At 39.1% G+C, this 19,475-nt stretch carries 20 protein-coding genes; 9 read left to right on the plus strand and 11 right to left on the minus strand.

Annotated elements, in window-relative coordinates; all coding sequences use genetic code 11:
- Positions 1-4: 4 nt before the first annotated feature.
- On the minus strand, positions 5-1,504 hold the full coding sequence (locus CLV81_RS06090; protein ID WP_245911936.1) for a sensor histidine kinase: 1,500 nt from the start codon (positions 1,502-1,504) through the stop codon (positions 5-7).
- Positions 1,505-1,595: 91 nt separating this feature from the next.
- Here CLV81_RS06090 and CLV81_RS06095 point away from each other — a divergent pair, with 91 nt between their 5' ends.
- The gene (locus tag CLV81_RS06095) at positions 1,596-2,003 is read left to right on the plus strand and encodes a hypothetical protein (RefSeq protein WP_106144144.1); all 408 of its coding nucleotides are present in this window, start codon (positions 1,596-1,598) and stop codon (positions 2,001-2,003) included.
- Here the strand turns inward: CLV81_RS06095 and CLV81_RS06100 are convergent, their stop codons facing one another.
- The gene (locus CLV81_RS06100) at positions 2,004-2,825 is read right to left on the minus strand and encodes a universal stress protein (protein ID WP_106144926.1); all 822 of its coding nucleotides are present in this window, start codon (positions 2,823-2,825) and stop codon (positions 2,004-2,006) included. It lies immediately after the preceding gene.
- 191 nt (positions 2,826-3,016) lie between these two features.
- On the opposite strand from CLV81_RS06100, the gene CLV81_RS06105 reads away from it, so the two are divergent.
- On the plus strand, positions 3,017-3,469 hold the full coding sequence (locus CLV81_RS06105) for a DUF2267 domain-containing protein (protein ID WP_106144145.1): 453 nt from the start codon (positions 3,017-3,019) through the stop codon (positions 3,467-3,469).
- 22 nt (positions 3,470-3,491) lie between these two features.
- The gene (locus CLV81_RS06110; RefSeq protein WP_158259078.1) at positions 3,492-4,112 is read left to right on the plus strand and encodes a WG repeat-containing protein; all 621 of its coding nucleotides are present in this window, start codon (positions 3,492-3,494) and stop codon (positions 4,110-4,112) included.
- 31 nt (positions 4,113-4,143) lie between these two features.
- On the opposite strand, the gene CLV81_RS06115 is transcribed toward CLV81_RS06110, so the two are convergent.
- The 3 genes from CLV81_RS06115 to CLV81_RS06125 form a co-directional block, all read right to left on the minus strand.
- Complete coding sequence (locus CLV81_RS06115; RefSeq protein ID WP_106144147.1) at positions 4,144-4,767, minus strand: hypothetical protein; 624 nt, start codon at positions 4,765-4,767, stop codon at positions 4,144-4,146.
- A 413-nt stretch (positions 4,768-5,180) separates the two neighbouring features.
- Positions 5,181-5,552: a GerW family sporulation protein gene (locus tag CLV81_RS06120; protein WP_106144148.1), complete on the minus strand. Its 372-nt coding sequence runs from the start codon at positions 5,550-5,552 to the stop codon at positions 5,181-5,183.
- Positions 5,536-6,066, minus strand: a complete 531-nt coding sequence (locus CLV81_RS06125) for a hypothetical protein (protein WP_106144149.1) — start codon at positions 6,064-6,066, stop codon at positions 5,536-5,538. The genes CLV81_RS06120 and CLV81_RS06125 overlap by 17 nt, the downstream gene beginning before the upstream one ends.
- Before the next feature lie 111 nt (positions 6,067-6,177).
- On the opposite strand from CLV81_RS06125, the gene CLV81_RS06130 reads away from it, so the two are divergent.
- From CLV81_RS06130 to CLV81_RS06145, 4 genes are read left to right on the plus strand one after another with little or no spacing between them, the layout of a single operon-like run.
- The gene (locus CLV81_RS06130) at positions 6,178-6,612 is read left to right on the plus strand and encodes a MamS/MamX family magnetosome protein (RefSeq protein ID WP_106144150.1); all 435 of its coding nucleotides are present in this window, start codon (positions 6,178-6,180) and stop codon (positions 6,610-6,612) included.
- Between the two features lie 56 nt (positions 6,613-6,668).
- Positions 6,669-7,766, plus strand: coding sequence for an efflux RND transporter periplasmic adaptor subunit (locus CLV81_RS06135; protein ID WP_106144151.1), 1,098 nt, complete (start codon positions 6,669-6,671; stop codon positions 7,764-7,766).
- Positions 7,763-9,025, plus strand: a complete 1,263-nt coding sequence (locus CLV81_RS06140) for an ABC transporter permease (protein WP_106144152.1) — start codon at positions 7,763-7,765, stop codon at positions 9,023-9,025. Before CLV81_RS06135 ends, CLV81_RS06140 begins: the two co-directional genes overlap by 4 nt.
- Positions 9,026-9,035: 10 nt before the next feature.
- On the plus strand, positions 9,036-9,713 hold the full coding sequence (locus CLV81_RS06145) for an ABC transporter ATP-binding protein (RefSeq protein ID WP_106144153.1): 678 nt from the start codon (positions 9,036-9,038) through the stop codon (positions 9,711-9,713).
- 26 nt (positions 9,714-9,739) lie between these two features.
- Here CLV81_RS06145 and CLV81_RS06150 read toward each other — a convergent pair whose 3' ends face one another.
- Together CLV81_RS06150 and CLV81_RS06160 are read right to left on the minus strand one after the other, a co-directional pair.
- Positions 9,740-10,636 carry a universal stress protein gene (locus tag CLV81_RS06150; protein ID WP_106144154.1) on the minus strand — a complete coding sequence of 299 codons (897 nt, stop codon included), beginning with the start codon at positions 10,634-10,636 and terminating at the stop codon, positions 9,740-9,742.
- A 527-nt stretch (positions 10,637-11,163) separates the two neighbouring features.
- Complete coding sequence (locus CLV81_RS06160; protein ID WP_106144156.1) at positions 11,164-11,988, minus strand: DUF6544 family protein; 825 nt, start codon at positions 11,986-11,988, stop codon at positions 11,164-11,166.
- Between the two features lie 297 nt (positions 11,989-12,285).
- On the opposite strand from CLV81_RS06160, the gene CLV81_RS06165 reads away from it, so the two are divergent.
- Together CLV81_RS06165 and CLV81_RS06170 are read left to right on the plus strand one after the other, a co-directional pair.
- Positions 12,286-13,413: a bactofilin family protein gene (locus CLV81_RS06165; RefSeq protein WP_146129840.1), complete on the plus strand. Its 1,128-nt coding sequence runs from the start codon at positions 12,286-12,288 to the stop codon at positions 13,411-13,413.
- Between the two features lie 4 nt (positions 13,414-13,417).
- Entirely contained in the window at positions 13,418-13,801 is a 384-nt protein-coding gene (locus CLV81_RS06170; protein ID WP_106144158.1) for a nuclear transport factor 2 family protein, read from the plus strand.
- 136 nt (positions 13,802-13,937) lie between these two features.
- Here the strand turns inward: CLV81_RS06170 and CLV81_RS06175 are convergent, their stop codons facing one another.
- The 4 genes from CLV81_RS06175 to CLV81_RS06190 are packed head-to-tail and all read right to left on the minus strand — an operon-like array spanning position 13,938 to position 19,445.
- Complete coding sequence (locus tag CLV81_RS06175; RefSeq protein ID WP_106144159.1) at positions 13,938-14,924, minus strand: aldose epimerase family protein; 987 nt, start codon at positions 14,922-14,924, stop codon at positions 13,938-13,940.
- Between the two features lie 37 nt (positions 14,925-14,961).
- Positions 14,962-16,629, minus strand: a complete 1,668-nt coding sequence (locus CLV81_RS06180; RefSeq protein ID WP_106144160.1) for a sodium:solute symporter — start codon at positions 16,627-16,629, stop codon at positions 14,962-14,964.
- Between the two features lie 3 nt (positions 16,630-16,632).
- A complete protein-coding gene (xylA, locus tag CLV81_RS06185; protein WP_106144927.1) occupies positions 16,633-17,952 on the minus strand; it encodes a xylose isomerase in 1,320 nt (439 codons plus the stop codon).
- Positions 17,952-19,445, minus strand: a complete 1,494-nt coding sequence (locus tag CLV81_RS06190) for a xylulokinase (protein WP_106144161.1) — start codon at positions 19,443-19,445, stop codon at positions 17,952-17,954. The genes xylA and CLV81_RS06190 overlap by 1 nt, the downstream gene beginning before the upstream one ends.
- Positions 19,446-19,475 lie beyond the last annotated feature (30 nt).

Below are 19,475 nucleotides of genomic sequence, written 5' to 3' on the forward strand. Positions count from 1 at the left end.
TCGCCTATTTAATGGGAATCTTTACCATAAAGGAAGAACCTTTGTCCAATTCACTTTCAAAAGCTACTGTTCCGCCAAGGTTGTTCATGTGCTGCTTTACAATATTCAACCCAATCCCTGTGCCTTGAGTGGTCAATACATTGCTTGCCCTAAAATACCTATCAAAAACAAAAGGTTGTTCTTCTTCGGGTATGCCCAGTCCTTGGTCTTTGACCTTTATCGTCAAGTGATTTTCGTCTTTTTCAACCAGAAGTTCAATATTTGTGTTTTCTGGTGAATATTTAATGGCATTGTGCAAAAGATTCGAAAGGGCTAAAACCATTATTTTCTCATCAAATGAAATGGAAATTCCATCGATGTCCTTGGGATAAATTATGTGTTGACCTTCCTTTAAAAGGGTATTTGCATTGTAAACAACCTCATTGATCACCTTGCTCAAAGAAAAGTTGGTTGAATTATACTTTACCTTATCGGAATCCAAACGCTCTATGGACAGAAAATCAGTAAGGATATTGTCTAGATACCTAACTTTTGTTTTAATGGTTTCGATATGCTTATCACGTTTGTCCTGTTGATCTCCCTCTGTATACTTTGATAAAAGGGATGTTGAGGTAAGTATACTTGTCAGGGGTGTTTTGAATTCATGGGATACCAGGGACAAAAACTTGGTCTTTAACTCGTTTAGTTTTTTCTCAGCCTTTAATGCTTCGCTAAGTTGCATGGTACGCTGCTCAACCTTGTTTTCAAGAGTCTGTGTATAGTTTTTGCGTTCCGTGATATCCAAAACAATAGCAACGCAAACCCTTTTCTTGCCTATGGAAGATAACTGTAAGTGTGCCTCCACGGGATAGGTAGAGCCATCTTTTCTTTGGTGGATAGTTTCGAACTCTATCTTTTCTTTGATGCCATTGAGCATAGGCCTAATCAAACGGGTCAAACTATCATGGGTGAGCTCGGGTTTTATATCCAGAATGGACTTCTCTTCCAACTCTTCAGCGGTATAGCCCAAGTTCAATCGAGCCCCATAATTCACATCAAAAAACCTAAAACTTTCTACATCAAACACGAATATTTCGTTGCGTGATTCATTGAAAATCCGATACCAGTGATTTATTGCCTGCTCTGCCCTTTTTCGTTCGGTTATGTCCACCACCAAGGCCATTATGTAATCCTTGCGAAGTAATTTAAAGGGATTCAAACCGATTTCGAGGGGAAATTTGGTACCATCTTTCCTAATCCCTTCAAGATCTAGCCCAAGTCCCATACTTCGCTTTTTGCCTTTGGCCAGAAAATCCTTAAAATGCGACTCATGGGGTGTTCTGCTGTTTGGAGGCAATAAAATACTAAGGCACTCACCGTTTAAACCCTCCTCTGCATATCCGAACATTGCATTGGCAACAGAATTGCTGGCAACAATGGTTTGTTTGTCATTAACTATAAGAATACCTTCCGAAATGGCCTCAGATAGGATTTTGAAAATACTGTTTTGCTCGAAGAGTTTCACCTCTTAAAGGTAGTTTAAATTGCTGATCTTGGTCATTTAACAATACATTCAAAGGTGATACATTGTACATGCAATACTAAATATAACGGTCATGATGGTTACCAACAAGAATATAGGAAAAACGTTTTATCAAAGTCTTGGAAAGCTGTTTTATGCTGTGGCAAAAGCGGACCACAGTGTCCACATAAAGGAGATAGACAGGCTTAAGGAAATGGTTAGAGAGCATTGGCTGGAGGTGGATGAAGTTGAGGATGAATACGGCACCGATGCGGCTTTTCAAATTGAGACTGTATTCGATTGGTTGCTGGAGAATGAAAAGGATGCGGTTGAGTGCTACGAAGATTTTGAAAGGTTTTACACGGACCATAAAGCTCGTTTTAATGATCAAATAAAATATTTGATCATGGCAACGGCTAGATCTATAGCCTCCGCATTTTCTGGAAGAAATAAGTCCGAATTGATTGCACTGGGGAGGTTGGAGCTACTCTTTAAAACCTGACTAAATCTTAATGGTCATTAAGGGTAGTTTTACCGTGTTGGCCATTTTTTCACCTATGCTCCCTTTAAAGAAATGGGCAATACCTTTTCGGCCATGCGTGGGGATCACTACCATATTTGCAGAAATGGATTCCGCAAAGTTGAATATGCCCTGCTCAACACTAAAATCATGATAGATGTTCACTTTGTGCGAGTTCCCGATTATCGATGTGAAATCAGCCACTTTTTCCGCAATTTGTCTGCTATTCAAAAAATTCGAACCCTCCGTATTAATATAAACTAGTTGGAGTTCAGCATTAAAAAGATTGGAAAAATCAAGTGCCTTTTGAAAGGCGGCACGATTTTCAGCTTCAAGATCGCAAGCGAAGACCACATTTTCTACTTTAAAGTCATGATGAGGTTTTTTAATGACCAACACAGGCACTTCTGCAGAACGGACCACTTTTTCCGTATTGGACCCAACAAATAGCCTGCTGAATCCCCGAGAACCGTGAGAGCCCATTACAATCAAATCTATTTGCTGTTCTTGTGCTACTTTGTTTACTTCCTCAAAAACCTTGTAGTTTTGAATAACCGTTTTTACAGGAATCCCCATTAAATAAGACTTGTTGGTGTATTCATTTATTTTTTCCTTGGCCAAATTCATATAATATTTGGCCTCTTCCTGTTCATACAATTCAGATTTGGCCAATACGGATTCCGAAACACCCATCATGTGAAAAATGGTAATAGTTCCGTTAAGTTTCCTGGCTAATTGGGCGGCGACCTCCAAAGCATATTCCGAGCAATCGGAAAAATCTACAGGGACCAATAATTGCTTCATTTCCATTTTTTTGGCGTTTTATCTAGGTTACTTAATAGAGACTCAACGCATTTTCGGTATGGGACATGTAGAGTTATTGAGTCTAAGAATACGTTGGATTAAAAGTAATAGTGGATTATGGTAGATACTATGACCCACGTCATTTTGTATGAAGTGTACTACTAGCATATTTGTTCTTAAAATACTAGGTTATGGCACTAAATTTCAATCAATATGCTTCGGAAGGTAACAAGTTCTTAAAGGAATATGCCAAACAGATGAATTTGGGAGATAATACGGATAAAGCAGGCAGAATATTGACTTCAGTTCTGTATGCTTTACGAGATATCATCCCAATTCAGGAGTCGTGTCAGTTTATGGCGCAATTGCCCATGTTCTTAAAAGGGGTTTATGTGCATGGCTGGAGTGTCGGAAAGAAAAAACCAAAAATCAAGCGTATGCCTGAGTTCATCGATTTAGTGCGCAAACACGACGGGGCAGCGGCAATAAATGATTTTGAGTATAGCGAGGAGGTAGCGGAACAATACATCAAAACAACCTTTATTTTTTTAAGAAAGTATGTATCTCTAGGTGAATTGGAGGATATACGGGATTCGCTGCCAAAAGATCTTAAGGATATGATCTACTCCAATATCATGTTTTAACAAAAAAATCAGAACAATGGAAATGAAAATCAAATCAACCTTAGCTGCATTCTTTGTGTTATCGGGTCTTATGGCTCAGTTGCCTGAAACTTTTGATAAAGTAGCACCATTTAACGAAGGTATGGCAGCGGTACAAAAAGGAGACGAATGGGCCTTTATTAATGATTCGGGAGCCCTTGCCATAGATTTCCGTAAGGATGTTCATTGGAATATGCAAGCAAAAAAACATTCAAATGGGATACATGCAATCGAATACCCACATTTTTCTGATGGCCTGTGCATGGTAATGACCTATGTTGAGGATATTCCCCTATATGGCTTTATAAACCCCAAAGGCGAATTGGCAATTGAACATCAGTTTTTAAATGTGAATCCCTTTAAAGATGGGTATACCATTGGCATTGTTTATGAGAAAGTATTGAGAGGACAGAACGAGTTTAAATTGAATATTTATGAATACAAGTTTCACGAGGTCTTGATGGATACTTCTGGTGATATTGTGAAATTTCTAAGAAGACGATATAATATTCAAATGAGAAAGGATAGGTACAAAGTGCCCATGATTAATTCTAAGCTGTTAAATAATCAGTTGATAGCTGTCAAAACCGATAATGAGTGGCAGATACAAAAGATAGATCTTTAGCTATCATTAAATCTTGACCCAAGTTTGATGCCTATTTGGCGGTTAATTTGTCAAGGAGCAGATACCAAACAACAAACGAAAGAAGTGTGAACTTTTGTATCATTGGTAATAGGTCTACCCAAAAATCAAGAAGGTACAAGAGGTTGTTGGAAGTGAGTGCAATCAAAAACAATATACCTGCCCATAATTGTTCGTAGCACCTGTTTTTCGCAAGGTCCAAACACACAAAAAGAACGGAAAAAATACCTGACATTCCTGAGAAAAAAATGATACGATCATGATTTCCGAAGGGTAGCAATAGCATCAAAAAAATGGAAAACAGACCAAGTCCATGCCAGATTATCTGATACCATCCAAAATTTGGTCTTAACACCGTAATCAGTTTTCTCCACAAGAACAACAATCCGAAACATATGGACCATAAGGCCACAACAGCAAACGGTCTGGCTGTATTTCTATATAGGCCTGGAATGCTGGGTTCAATCAAATCACATAGATAACCATCCCAAATTGAAATTGTATTATTTGGGGAAAGTAAAGCCAATGAATGAACATGAATAAGTATGGAAATTAAATAGAAAACAATGAAAACGGCCAAGGCCATTTTGGGAATGGTCTTTCTTGAAATAGAATTACGCCAAGAAAAAGTTTCCATAGGTTCTCAGGATTCTGGAAGGAACGTCTTCGGATAACTGGGGTGGCTATAAAAAAGAACAGGAGGTTTGCACCTCCTGTTCCGCTATGAAAAACCGATTTCATTTTTATACCATCACCCTGTTTTCAATACTCTGTTGCCAAAATACGTAAGACAAAGCATCAGTACTAGATGAGGTCAATTTTCCACTAGGCCTTTGTTCCTTATCGGTTCAAAGACCAACCGGTATGCGGATAAGCTACAATGAACTCTTCCTCTTTACACTGCCGTAAAGGTCATTCCGGTCTTTATCAAAAATTCTCATGAACGTCATTAATGGTGCTAAAATATAAAGAGTCCATAATACCTGAAATGACCTAGGTCAGTTTAAGAAAGAAATATTCAAAACCAATAATTCCTTTCAAACAATCCAATTAAACCGTTTCTTTTTCTGCCTGTTGTTTCTTGGTAACGATTTTTTCTATCAGTTCAGGAACTTTTTCAAAGGCCGCTGCAAGTCCATGGGATTTTCCTGCTTCCAAAAAAGATATTTCGTTATCCTTGGTTACCAAAAACCCAATAGGCTCAATACCCATTCCCGCACCCGCACCAAGACCCTCGCCTTTGCGTATTTTTCCATCAACGCCTTCGCCACCTCCAGAACCAAATCCCATACCCACTTTAATTACAGGTACGCATTTGAACTCGCCCAGTTGAAATTGCTCCCCAACTATGGTATCTGTGGTAGCTTCTGTTTTAATAAAATCCGTAATCTGTTTCAGTAATTCTTCAAATTGTAAATCCATGACTTTTTGTTTTATAATTAATAAATGATTTCAACAAGTGAATTGGCCTATTTTCTATCTGCAAAATCAGACCATTGGTATCTCTAAAATTGATTTGACAGGGCAATCCGTAAAAACTGATCAAAGCGAAAACCGGATATAGTTTGGCATTGGTTATATAATCCCCTGTATCGATATAAAGCCTAAATCTTTTGAGCCTAAAAGTTCTTAGCAATGCCATTATTTGGCCCAAAGACCACCCTCTTTTCTTGTCCTTCTTCTTCTTAACTCCTTTTCTTGTTTTTTGAACTTGTTTCTTTCTTTTGTCAAAAGGGGAAAAGTAACGGGTGAAAAAGAACACCTTCAATCCAATTTTTAGTATTGAATCCTTATCCTCCTCCAACCACATTCTTGCCAAACCTTTAAAGGTTATTTGGTACTGATTGTTGAAGGTGTTTATTGTCAACTCCATGGGCAGGAATAAAAAACCTATCAATACCAGAATAAACAAAGACAAAAGAATAAGGAATATCATGTCTTTTAAAGGCAAAAGAAGTATAATAATCACCCCTGCACAATGACTGTAATCATTTTACACCTTGTGTTTGGAAAGTAGTTTTGTCAAGGTCCATAAGTCATTTTTGTCATGAAAAAAGCACGCTTGTTCGTATGGTTTATTGCGTTCGGTATTGGGATTCTTTCCGCTCAAAAAAACACTTCCAAATTGCATCTGTTTGAAACAAAATTTGACATTAATACTGTTGAAACTGTAAATGGTGTGATACATACGGTTGAGACCATTTTGACTTCGGATAAGGACTATTGTTGTATACACCTTCAATTGGAAAACAATGAGGACAAAGTAAATATCCATGTGGGACCAGATTGGTATTTGGAGGAAAAGCGTTTTGAACTGAAAAGGGGAGATGTGCTACAGGTTACCGGTTCTAGAATCATCCATGAAAGAAAGGAGCTTATCATAGCCATGCAGATTGAAAAGAACGGAAGCATCCTTCCACTTAGAGATGAAAGAGGATGTCCCTTGTGGCAGGAATGTCGCAAGGACTCCACACCCAACTAATGCTTGAATTGAAAAGTTGAATGGTTATAATCCAAAACAGTAACAAAAGGACTTTTATGAGAACCATCAGTAAATACTACCTAGTTTGTTTTATTTCATTTTTATCTGTTGTTGGCTGTACAAAAAAAGACCAAAAAACATATCCACAAAAAGTACCGCTAACGGAATCGGTCTATGCTTCGGCAACCATTCAACCAGATAGCCTTTACGAGGCTTATTCTTCTGTATCGGGGATTTTAGATTACAACTTAGTGGAAGAGGGCGAAACGGTGAGAAAAGACCAGGCTATTGTCCAAATAGGGAATTTGGAAACTGAGATGAACAAGCGCAACGTTCAGTTATCATTAAGATTGGCACGTGATAATTATGAAGGGGAAGCGGCTATTTTGAGGGAAATTCAAGACGAAATCAAAACAGCACTTCTACAGCTTAAAAATGACTCCATAAATTACTTCAGGCAAAAAAATCTATGGGAGCAAAACATTGGTTCAAAGATTGAGTTTGACAATCGCCAATTGGCTTATGACCTTTCACAGAATACCCTAAGATTATTGAAAAGGAAATATGAGCGAACACAAAATGAATTGTCCACACAAGTGATGCAAGCTGAAAACGATGTTAAGGCCGCTCAGAAGATATCAAAGGATTTTACCATAGCTAGTAAGATTGATGGTACCGTTTATGCCCTTTATAAAAATCCAGGTGAAATTGTGAGTACAAATGAGCCAGTAGCAGCGGTAGGTCATAGCAATAGATTTCTTATAGAGTTGCTTGTGGATGAAGTCGATATCGTGAAATTGGATATAGGCCAAAAAACATGGATTTTATTGGATGCATATGGTAATCAGGTGTTTGAAGCGAAATTATCCAAGATTTATCCTAAGAAAGATGAAAGATCACAGACGTTCAAAGTAGAGGCCACGTTTTTAGTACCCCCTAAAAAACTCTACCCAGGTCTATCGGGTGAAGCAAATATTGTCATCGCGGAAAAGGACGAGACTTTGACCATAATGAAAGAATATCTAATAGATGGTTCCAGAGTACTAACTGATGAAGGAGAAATGCCGGTCAAAATTGGGATACAGAGTTTGGATAAGGTAGAGATACTGGATGGAATAGATGAGAATACGGTCATACTAAAACCCAACCGATGATAAACTGGAAGGTCATTTTAGAAATTGCCAAAACCCATTTGGTGACTAAGAAGAAGTCAACGATTACAGCAACTTTAGGGGTTACCTTTGGTATTGGTGCCTACATCACTTTAGTGAGCTTTATGACCGGTCTCAATGAATTGCTTGACGATCTAATCCTAAATCAAACGCCCCATATTCATATCTATAATGAAATAAAACCCTCGGAAAAACAGCCAATTACCCTTATTGAAAATTTGGATGGAGCTTTCAATGTGGTGCACTCGGTAAAACCAAAACAAGGGCAGCGAAAAATACATAACGCCCTGCCCATATTAAACTATTTGCGAAACGATGAAAATGTTAGAGGAGCTACTCCTCAGTTGCAGGTTCAAATATTTTATTTATCTGGATCCATTGAATTGGGAGGAAATCTTGTTGGTGTAGATATTATGGAAGAGGTACGACTTTCCAATATTCGGGACAATATAGTGGAAGGGAGTCCGGAAGCATTGAAAAATTCAGAAAATGGAATTCTTTTAGGAGCTGGGCTTGCAAAAAAAATGTCACTTTCTGTTGACGATAGGGTACAGGTCAGTACCGCTGAGGGGAATATTTTTCCTCTTAAAATAGTGGGCATCTATCAAAGTGGAATAGCAGAGATAGACAATATTCAAAGCTTTGCAAAATTAAAAACAGTGCAACGTGTTCTTGGGGAAGCCGAAAACTATGTGACCGATATCAATATTAAACTTTTCCAAATCAGTCAAGCAGAACAAATGGCCAATCGGTTGGAGAGACAATTTGATATTGAAGCCGTCGATATCAATGAAGCGAATGCACAATTTGAAACAGGGTCAAACATTAGAAACCTTATTACGTATGCGGTATCCGTTACTCTTTTGATAGTTGCAGGATTTGGTATCTACAACATTCTGAATATGCTGATTTATGAAAAAATGAAGGATATCGCCATTTTGAAAGCCACGGGTTTCTCAGGACGGGATGTTAAATACATCTTCATGAGCCAGGCCATAATAATTGGCTTTATCGGAGGGGTGTTGGGCCTGTGCATCGGATTTCTATTGTCTAAGCTTATTGATGGAGCCCCTTTTGAGACCGAAGCGTTACCTACAATTACCACCTATCCTGTAAACTACAAACTTGGTTACTACATGATTGGATTCTTTTTTGCTTTGTTATCAACGATTATTGCAGGGTATTTACCATCAAGAAAAGCGGGTCGCATTGATCCTGTTCAAATAATACGGGGAACATAAACAGTTTGATATGGGCCTTATTCTGGAAGCAAAAAACATAAATAAACATTTTTACAAGCCTAAGGATTTTCATGTGCTAAAGGACATTTCATTTGGTATTGAAGCAGGTGAATTTGTATCAATAATGGGTAAATCTGGTTCTGGTAAATCGACACTTCTGTATATACTTTCCACCATGGATACCGATTATTCGGGCTCACTATTTTTAAATGGGGGCTTGATTACGGGCAAAGAGCATCAAGAGCTTTCTAGAATACGAAATAAAAACATCGGTTTCGTATTTCAATTTCATTACTTGCTTTCGGAGTTCAGCGTTCTTGAGAATGTGATGCTTCCCGCAAAGAAACTTGCGGAAAAATCATATGATGAAATAGAGCATGATGCTCTTGAAAAGCTTAATATGCTTCACATCGGACATCTGGCTACTAAAAAAGCCTCTAGGATTTCTGGAGGGGAAAAGCAACGGGTGGCCATAGCACGGGCATTGATAAACAATCCTACTATTCTAATGGGAGATGAGCCAACGGGCAACTTGGATAGTTTTAATGCGGAAAACGTGTTTCAGATTTTTAAACAATTAAAGGAAGAACAGGCACTTTCCCTTCTGGTGGTTACACATGATGGTGATTTTGCAAAACGAACCGACCGCATCATCCAAATGGAGGATGGGCGCATTGTACATCAATAAACCAATTTAGTGCCTAGGAGGGCTTTTCAATTTATTGTTTGCTCTTTTAACATATCGTTGGAATCCTTAGCGTACATGTCCACTATACTTTCTTTGTTGAAGACCAGTAGGGGAATGGATACTTTGCCTTCTATGGTTTCTACGGTATCCTTGCAGAAAAGCCTATCAAAAAAAGAAGGTTGCTCACGTTCCATCATCACAAGCATTTCGGGGATTTCTTCCTTAATACTGTTATGAATCCCTGATTCCACGTCATCGGCATATTCAATAGAGAAAATAATCTCTGGATAGTCAATCCTTTTTAATACCTCCTCCTTAAACACTTCCATTTTCTTATCAACATTGACCTCTGTTTTGAGAGGAATGTGAAAGACCTTTATCAGTGCTCCATAAGATTCGACCAATTTAGCTACCCGCCTAAGGGCGAAGACATCCGTAGACTCAAAATCTGTTGCGTAAAGCACGGTGGAAATATCATGTAGATGATAGTCGTCTGGTAGAATGAGCAATGGAGATTTAAGTTTGTCCATTAAATTCTCAGCTATATTGCCAGTGAAGAATCCTCTTAAAGATTTTGTACTTTTGACTCCTACCATGACCAAATCGGCATTGATTTCTTCTACGGTTCTTAAAATAGCTTTTGAAATATTGGTGCTTTTTACCACATGAAAATCTGCATCCACAGCTCCAAGCTCATTTTTTAACTGATTTTCACAATACGTTTTAAGTACTTCAAGTTGGTCTAGAAAATAATTTTTTTCCAAAATACCCCTCGACCTAACATTAGCCGTTGTAAAGGGCTGTAGGTCATATACATGTAATATGTGCAGATCGGCGTTTAGTACCCTGCTCAGCCTATGGGCATATTTTAATGCTGCCGAGGTAGTTGGAGTACAATCTGTGGCATAGAGTAATGTTTTCATAACACTTGTCTTTGGATTTTCATAAAGTTATTTCATAGGAGTACCATGGCAAATGACCTAAGTCAGGGTTAATGGATTTGGATGAACCAGGGCCTTTTTCTGTCGAAAATACTAGAAGAACCTCTTTCTAGATGATGTAAATCATTTTCCGGGTGGAATACATTGGGTAGGTTGTTTAGCAATGGAAACCCTATTTGATGAGGTCCTGTATTGCAAAATCAAAGAAGAAATATGATAATTGGAAGGATAAAAGTAAAAGAGCTCTCAGGTCTCAAGTCGCCAAAGAAAGTGGAGAATAGGCTGAACGCTTTAGGACATATACAAAAGGTAAGGCTAGACTTGAATCATAACACAATATTTTTTGAATATTCCACATTTAGGGATTTGGATACCCTTATTTGCGAGCTAAGAAAAATGGGCCTGTTTGTGCTCCGTATTTATCCGAAAAGTAGGGTGATTGGGAGTACTAAGCTCAAAACTTGATATTGTTTTTCATATAACTCCATTCATTCTTTGTACTGAAATACTTATTCAGTTTTGTAATCAGTTATTTTACAATTGAAATATTCAAAGTCTCCTTCAACCAAATTCCAAGTGGCACTTAATTCTGTAGGTATCAACAGACCATCTTTTTGTTCATATGCATTAAACCTCCCTGTAAATTCTTCCAGCGAATCGCCTCTATAACGATGAGTAACAAAGCGGTCTATTAACCCCTTATCGTTGAAATAAAAGACACCTTCAGCAGAAGTATGGTTCTGCACTATTTTAGCTTTGACAGATTTATCATCAAGAATCTCCCAGTTTATGTTTTCATTGAGAAAACATATTGGGTATAGAGCCAATTCTCCGAGACACCTCGCTAGGGCACTTTGATGGGTTTTGGCTGAACTATCGGAACCTAGCGAAAAAGATCCTAGAAAACTCACGTTCGTCTCACCTTCACCTTCTATACTTTTGTCCATTACAAAAATGGGAAAGCTTCGTGCTGCCCAAACAAAACCCAAGGGTTTTGCGGACATGAACTGTTTTCCGGTGAAAGTCATCCAGCGTTTATTTTTTTCCTGTCTAATGTTTCCTGATTGTTTCAAAATAGCATGGCAATCCTTACACTTTCCCAATACACCAACTTTTAATACATATTGTCGCACAATTTGTGGTAAATGGTTGAGGTCTTCTTGGGTCACTGGTTTTTCGGTATTACCACTGAGATTGAAAAGAAATTCAACTTGTTTGTTTACACCTCTGTTAAAGTGATAATACGCGTAGAAAATGGCACCCGGTAATAGAAAAACAAATAAAAAGAACAGCAGTATAAAGAAAACACTCGTTTGGGGAGTTAGAAATATCATGAGGCAAGGGTTTTATCAATTGTAAAAGTGTTGGGTAAATATTCCAGGAATATCAAAAGCACATATTTTTCCGATCAGACCCACAAATCATTCTTCGTCCAAATTAACTCTGTTGGGATGGTAGAACAATGATTTTAATCAGCTGTTATTCATGGTATCTGTGGCATTTGTAAATCCTGAATAACAATGGTCCGAGGGCAATGGGCCTATTTAAAGAAAGACTTCCACTGATTTCCATCATTTTATAGACTCGCGTTTGACAATACATTTACAAGTATTCCAAAAACACAACCTAATATGAAAACAATTACACTTTTACTAACAGTACTTTGCACTATGTTTTCTTTTGGTCAAACAGAGAAGACAGGAGATATCTTAATTAATACTACCCAGACGGATGACACCTATTGGGCTGGGGAGAATATCAAGGTGAATTCAGTTGTTCAGGGTGACTTGGTAGTAGCTGGAGGAAACCTTGTAATAAATGACAGTATAAATGGAGACTTAATAGCTGCCGGCGGCGAACTATATGTAAATGGTTACATAGCGGATGATGCACGTCTGGCGGTGGGTAGAGTGACCATAAACTCAGAAATTGAAGATGACTTAATCGTCTTTGGTGGTGAAGTTATACTTACAGAAAATGCCAAAGTAAACGGCAATCTAAAGTGTTTTGGCGGAAACGTTGAAATAAATGGCGAGGTTAATGGAAAAGCCGAAATTAAGGGCACAGATATAAGCATCAACGGGATTTTCAATGAAACTTCAAAAATAATGGGCGAGGACTTTACCCTTGGACCTAATGCAAAATTCCACTCGAAAGTTGAGTATTGGAACAGTGATGGGGAAATAGACTTTAAGGAAGCGCTTGTTAACACGGAAGCTACGTTTAATGAAACACTTGGTGATGAAAACTCAGAGTTGTCGGCAACTACATTCGGTACAAAATCCCCATCACTATGGGTATTTTATATTTTATCCGCATTTCTGGTTATCCTCATACTACACTCACTTTTTAGAAATACATTTTCAGAAGCTGTTGAAGGTTTGGAAAAGAACTGGTTCAAAAGTTTTGGGATTGGCCTGATCTATCTGTTCGGTATTCCTTTGCTGATAATTCTCGCTTTCTTAATTGTTATCGGTATTCCCATTGGACTTTTTGCTACCGGTATTTTTTTGTTCAGCCTTCTGTTTGGTCATTTAATTGCTGCACTGTTGTTGGTTTACTACTACAAGCATAAAAAGACAAGAAAATGGAACTTTTGGGGTATTACCTTTCTTGCTTTATGTGTTGCCATAATACTCCGATTGTTCACTATGTTGCCTTATGTGGGCATATTGATTTCAGTGGTTATTCTATCAATTACTTACGGGGCACTGACTTTGAAGGTTATCAACTTCAAAATAGTACCGGTGAAAAAATAATAGTATGAATGAGGAACATCCCAATATCAGAATTCTAAACAAGTTCGACCCTGCCAATCCAAAAACCATTGCAAATTTGTTAGCTGAGGATTTTGTTTGGCACTATATTAACCCTGAGCTGCCCGATGTTCAAGGAGACTATCATGGCTCTTCGGGCTTGATTGATTTTTTTAAGAAATTGGCAGTTGGTACCAATGGTTCTTTTAAAGTAAACCCCTTATCAGCTTTTCCCATGGGGGATGAATTGGTCATTACACATGTTAAGGATACCATGATTTTGGATGGTGAATCCATGGAAATTGAAGCGGTTGTTTTATGGTGTATCATTGATGGTAAGATTAAAGAAGCATGGGATATACCTATATCGCATACAGCCACTTTCAAATAAATACAGGAAAGAGAGAATGAAACTTGTTCAGGTTACACTAGAGAATGCAATGAAAGATACCTTTTGTGTATTAATGAACAAAAAGATATGAATTTAGGGGCAAGCACAAAGTGTGAGAAAAGAATCGATGAAAAGGTCAGTTTGTTGTGAGTATTTTAAAATCCATCACTGTTTCATTTGTGTAGGTTTCCCCCGGCCTTAGGATACAACTTGGAAAGTGGGGGTTATTTGGGGCATCTGGATAGTTTTGGGTCTCAAAGCAAATGGCAGGAAACACACTGTAGGTCGCATCATCTTTAAAGTCCAAATTCGGAAGTTCAATGGGCGTATAGATAACCACTGCAGGCTGTTTCGAGAGCACTTTCATGCATATTCCGCTCTTTTCTGAATAGAGGGCTGCAGAAAAAGGTTTAGGGGGCATTATAAAAACATCGTCAAGCCCAGATGAAGGTATTTTTTTGATTTTAGCTTTTGTGTTAAAGTCATATTTTGTTTGCCTGCAATCCAATATTTTTCCGGTTGGAACCTTTCTGTCGTCCAACTCCAGTATTTTGTTGCTGTTAATCTGTAGAAAGTGTTCGGACACACTTCCTTCACCATTGAGATTGTAATAGGCATGGTTCGTTAGATTGAGCACTGTGGTTTGGTCGGTTGTGGCGGTATAAACAATTCGTAGTGCGTTCGATTCAAGAAGTTCGTATTCCACTGTGACTTTCATGTTCCCTGGATAGCCACCTTCCATGTGTTTGCTGAGCAGACCAAATTTTACATTGTTGCTGCGACTGTTTTTGGTAGAAACAACCTCCCAAAGTTTTTTGTCAAACCCTGTGCTGCCCCCATGTAAGTGCACTCCGTTTTCACTATCGACAGTGTATCTCTTCCCTTCCAACTTAAAGAATCCTTTGGATATCCGGCCGGCGTATCTGCCCACTGTGCATCCCAGATAAAGATTGTGCTTCTGAAACTCCGGGGATGCATAATCTTTAACATTGTCCAGTCCTACGACCACATTGACCAGGTCTTTGTTGCGGTTGGGTACTTTTAAAGAAATCAGGGTGGCGCCGTAACTACATACTTCCATTTCCATTCCCTTGGAATTGGCCAATTTGATTACTTCCATCATGATTGGTCTATTTTCCTGTATGACATAGGAGCATTGATTATCCAGTAAAGTACGTTAGAATTCCAATAACAATGACAACCAACAAAAACGAGAGCACCAAATCAATGGTATCATAGCTTTTCCTGGCCAATTGCTTATCATCTTCACCCAAGGTGCCAAAAGACAATCCTTTGATAGTTTTATAATCTGGAGCAGTTGTTGCCAATGAGACGCCTATGCACAAGGCCAAGGAAAAAATGAACATAAAAATGGCCATGTGGGCAAAGTTTATGGTCGCAAATGTATAAGCAAAACCAGAAGCCAACTGCTCCCCAGTTTGACGAAAATGTTCAATATCCGGTTGATAGTAAATCTCGGCACTTAATCTGGCGATAAGCAAAACCAAACCCGTCATTAGAGTGGTAATGGCGGCCGTTGAGTTCACTCTTTTCCAAACAATTCCAAGAAGGAAAACAGTCGTGACCGGAGGGGCAATGTACGATTGTACATTCTGCAAGTACTGGTACATAACACCACCTCCAATCTTTTCCATTATCGGAATCCAGAAAATACCAAGAACAACAATTACCGCCGTGGCGGTCTTACCGATTCGTAGGAGTTGTTTCTCCTCCTTGTCAGGCATTATCTTTTTATAAATGTCAATTGTAAAAATGGTGGAACATGAATTGAAAACTGATGCCAATGAGCTCATTAAAGCAGCAATTAGACCTCCGGCTACCAATCCTTTTAATCCGACAGGCAATAAGGTTTTTACCAACATGGGAAATGCTCGGTCCGCTTTTTCCACACTGAAGATTTCAGGATTTTGTATGGTCAAGGCAAAAGCTATGATTCCTGGAATAAGAAATATGAAAATGGGTAATAACTTCAAGTAAGCCCCAAAAATAGCCCCTCTTCGTCCTATTTTGATATTGTTTGCTGCCAGTGTTCTTTGCACAATGTATTGATCGGTGCACCAATACCAAATACCTACAATTGTACCTCCAATCAACAATCCGGTCCAGGGAAAATCTGGGTCACTCATGGGTCGCCACATATTGAAGTGTTCCGGACTTACTTCTTTCACCGTCTCGGTCATTGCAGACCACCCGCCGATTTCTTGCAGGCCCAATACCGTAATAATGATTGAACCCATAATTAAAATAATGGTTTGCAAGGTTTCAGTATAGATTACTGCCTTCATCCCACCTATTATAGTGTAGATTCCTGTAAAAATCACAATGCCAATTGCTCCACCCCAAAAGGAAACCCCCAATAGTTCAGATACTACAATACCACCTGCATAGATGGTTACCGAAACTTTGGTAATCACATAACCTACCAGCGAGAAAATGGATAAAAACCATCTTGACCGGCTATCGAACCTTTTCTCCAGAAACTCGGGCATGGTAAAAGCGCCACTTCGAATATAAAAAGGCAAGAATAGCCATCCCAAGAGCAGGACAATCCAAGCATGCAATTCGTAATGGGCCATGGGTGTTCCAGACTCAAAACCGGTACCCGCCAATCCTACAACATGTTCGGAACCAATATTGGACGCAAAGATGGAAGCTCCTATTACAAACCACCCTACATTTCTTCCTGCCAAAAAATAGTCTTCTGTGTCCTTGTTCTTTTGTAAGATTACCCAAATTGCAACCCCAACCAAAGCTAAAAAGTAGATACCTAAAACAATCCAATCCCCAAATTCAAGAACGGACTCCATGGACTATATGTATTGGTTGATGATATTCTCAAAGAGTTCTTGCTTTCCGCTGATCAAAGGCAGTTCGCCATTTTCTTTGGCGATGGAGTACAGGCTCTCAAAGTCAAGCACTCCCTTTTCAAAAGAAGCACCATTTCCCGAATCAAAAGAGGCATAACGTTTTTCAATTAATGTATTATAAGCGGAAGAATTGATAATTTTTTCTGCGGTCAATAGTGCCCTTGCAAAAACATCGGCTCCGCCAATGTGTGCTAAAAAGATATCCTCTGTGTCCGTAGAGTTTCGTCTTATTTTGGCATCAAAATTTATTCCGCCACCCTGTAACCCACCTGAATTCAAAAAAACCAACATGGCCTCTGTAGCTTCATAAATATTATTTGGAAACTGATCGGTATCCCATCCGTTTTGATAATCTCCACGGTTTGCATCTATGCTTCCCAGCATACCTGCATCCGCTGCCACCTGAAGCTCGTGTTGAAAGGTATGTTGCGCCAAGGTAGCATGGTTGACTTCAATGTTTATTTTGAAATCCTTGTCCAAACCATATTGCCTTAAAAATGCAATGGATGTTGCAGTATCAAAATCGTATTGATGTTTCATGGGCTCCATGGGCTTTGGCTCTATAAAAAAGGTTCCCGTAAAGCCTTGTAACCGGGCATAATCCCTAGCCTTTGTCAGAAACATGCCCATATGATCCAGCTCACGTTTCATATCTGTATTGAGCAAGCTCATATAGCCCTCTCTTCCGCCCCAAAACACATAATTTTCACCATTTAGAGCAATGGTAGCGTCCAATGCCAATTTTACTTGACCCGCTGCCCTGGCCAGAACATTGAATTCAGGATTGGTTGCGGCACCGTTCATATATCTGGGGTTGGAGAAACAGTTGGATGTGCCCCACAATAACTTGATACCTGTTTCCTGTTGTTTTTGCTTTAGATAGGATACAATGGTCGCCAAACGTTCTTCGGATTCGGTAAATGTGGCCCCTTCTCGAATTAAGTCATAATCATGGAAGCAGTAATAGTTGAAGCCCAACTTAGAAATGAATTCGAAAGCAGCATCCGCTTTCATTCTGGCGGCTTCTACGGCATCTTTGGGTTCATCCCATGCATATTGTTGTGTGCCGGGACCAAAAGGGTCTGCTCCTGTACCACAAAAGGAGTGCCAGTAGGCTACGGCAAACTTGAAATGCTCTGCCATGGTTTTACCCGCGACTACCTGTTCAGGATTATAGTACTTATAGGCCAAAGGATTGTCGGAATCCTTTCCCTCAAAATTTATTTTACCTATGGATTTGAAATATTCGCTAGTTGATGCCATTAGTCTTTTTGATTTTTTAGTATTGTATTTAATGTTGTTCTCCATCGCTCATAAGCTATGGAATAGTTCTGTTTTTCGGGATTAGGTTTAAAGGTTTGCACATAATCGTTTTGGGAAACCATGGTTCCAAAATCAAAAGCTCCATCCGCTTTTCCCGCGGCCCGTGCGGCTCCCACAGCACCCGTCGTATTGTAAATCTCAATTTCTTGATCAATCAATGTGGCAACGGTTTCCGAAAATATTTCTGATCGGAACAAATTGTCATTGCCGGCGCGAATTACATTGATTTGGGTATGGTCTTTCTTCAATATTTCCATACCGTACACAAAGGAAAAAGCTATGCCTTCCAAAGCAGCACGAAGAATATGCCCCTGACTATGTGTATTGAGATTCAGATTACTGATATGACTACCAATTGTTCTATTGTCAAACATCCTCTCGGCGCCGTTCCCAAAGGGAATGAGTTGAAGGTTGTCCGCACCTATTGGTATTTGGGAAGCATATGAGTTCATCACCTCATATGAATTTTCACTGAGGTTCAATAGGTCTTTTAACCATCGGTATTGGATTCCACATCCGTTTATGCAAAGTAACTTTCCAATTCTTGGTTTTTCAGGGGAGTGATTCACATGGGCAAAATTGTTCAATTTAATGCCTTCAGAAGCCTTCAAACTATCCGTAACGGCATACAAAACCCCAGATGTTCCGCCTGTGGTTGCTACTTCACCAGGCTCAAATACATTAAGAGATAAAGCATTATTGGGCTGGTCACCAGCTCGATATAAAATCGGAGTCCCTTTTTGTAAACCACTTTCCGCAGCGCCCTTATCCGAAACTTTGGATTGAACACCAAAGGTCTCTACTATTTGTGGGACAAGATTTTTATCTATTCCGTAGTGTTCAAGAACCATTTGGGCAGGCTCTGAATTTTTAAAATCCCACAAAATACCTTCAGATAAACCAGATATTGTAGTAGTGAAATCACCTGAAAACTTGTAGGCTATAAAATCTCCAGGCAACATAAACTTATGAATCTTATCGTAGTTTTCCGGTTCGTATTGTTTTACCCAAGCCAGTTTTGAAGCTGTAAAATTGGCCGGAGAGTTCAGCATGTGTCCCATACAGCGATCTTCGCTAATATTGGAAAAGGCTTGTTCACCAATAGAAACAGCTCTACTATCGCACCAAATGATAGAATTCCGAATCACATTTCCATCTGCATCAACTATGACCAAGCCATGCATTTGATACGCGATACCAATACCGTTAATGTCTTCGGCCTTGATTTTGTTTTCATTTAAAAGCCGCCTTGAAGCCGTGCAAATGTGTCTCCACCATACTTCAGGGTCCTGTTCCGCCCAATCCGTTTGATTGCTCACAATTTGCATCTCCTCATTGGGTTCCTGTAGGGTACAAATGGCCTTGCCTGTATTGGCATCCACTAACGAAGCCTTAATGGAAGAACTTCCTATGTCAAAACCGATGTAGAACATGCTGGTTTGGTTGCTTTTGGTTACAATATT

Source organism: Flagellimonas meridianipacifica, assembly GCF_003001695.1.
GTDB lineage: Bacteria > Bacteroidota > Bacteroidia > Flavobacteriales > Flavobacteriaceae > Flagellimonas > Flagellimonas meridianipacifica.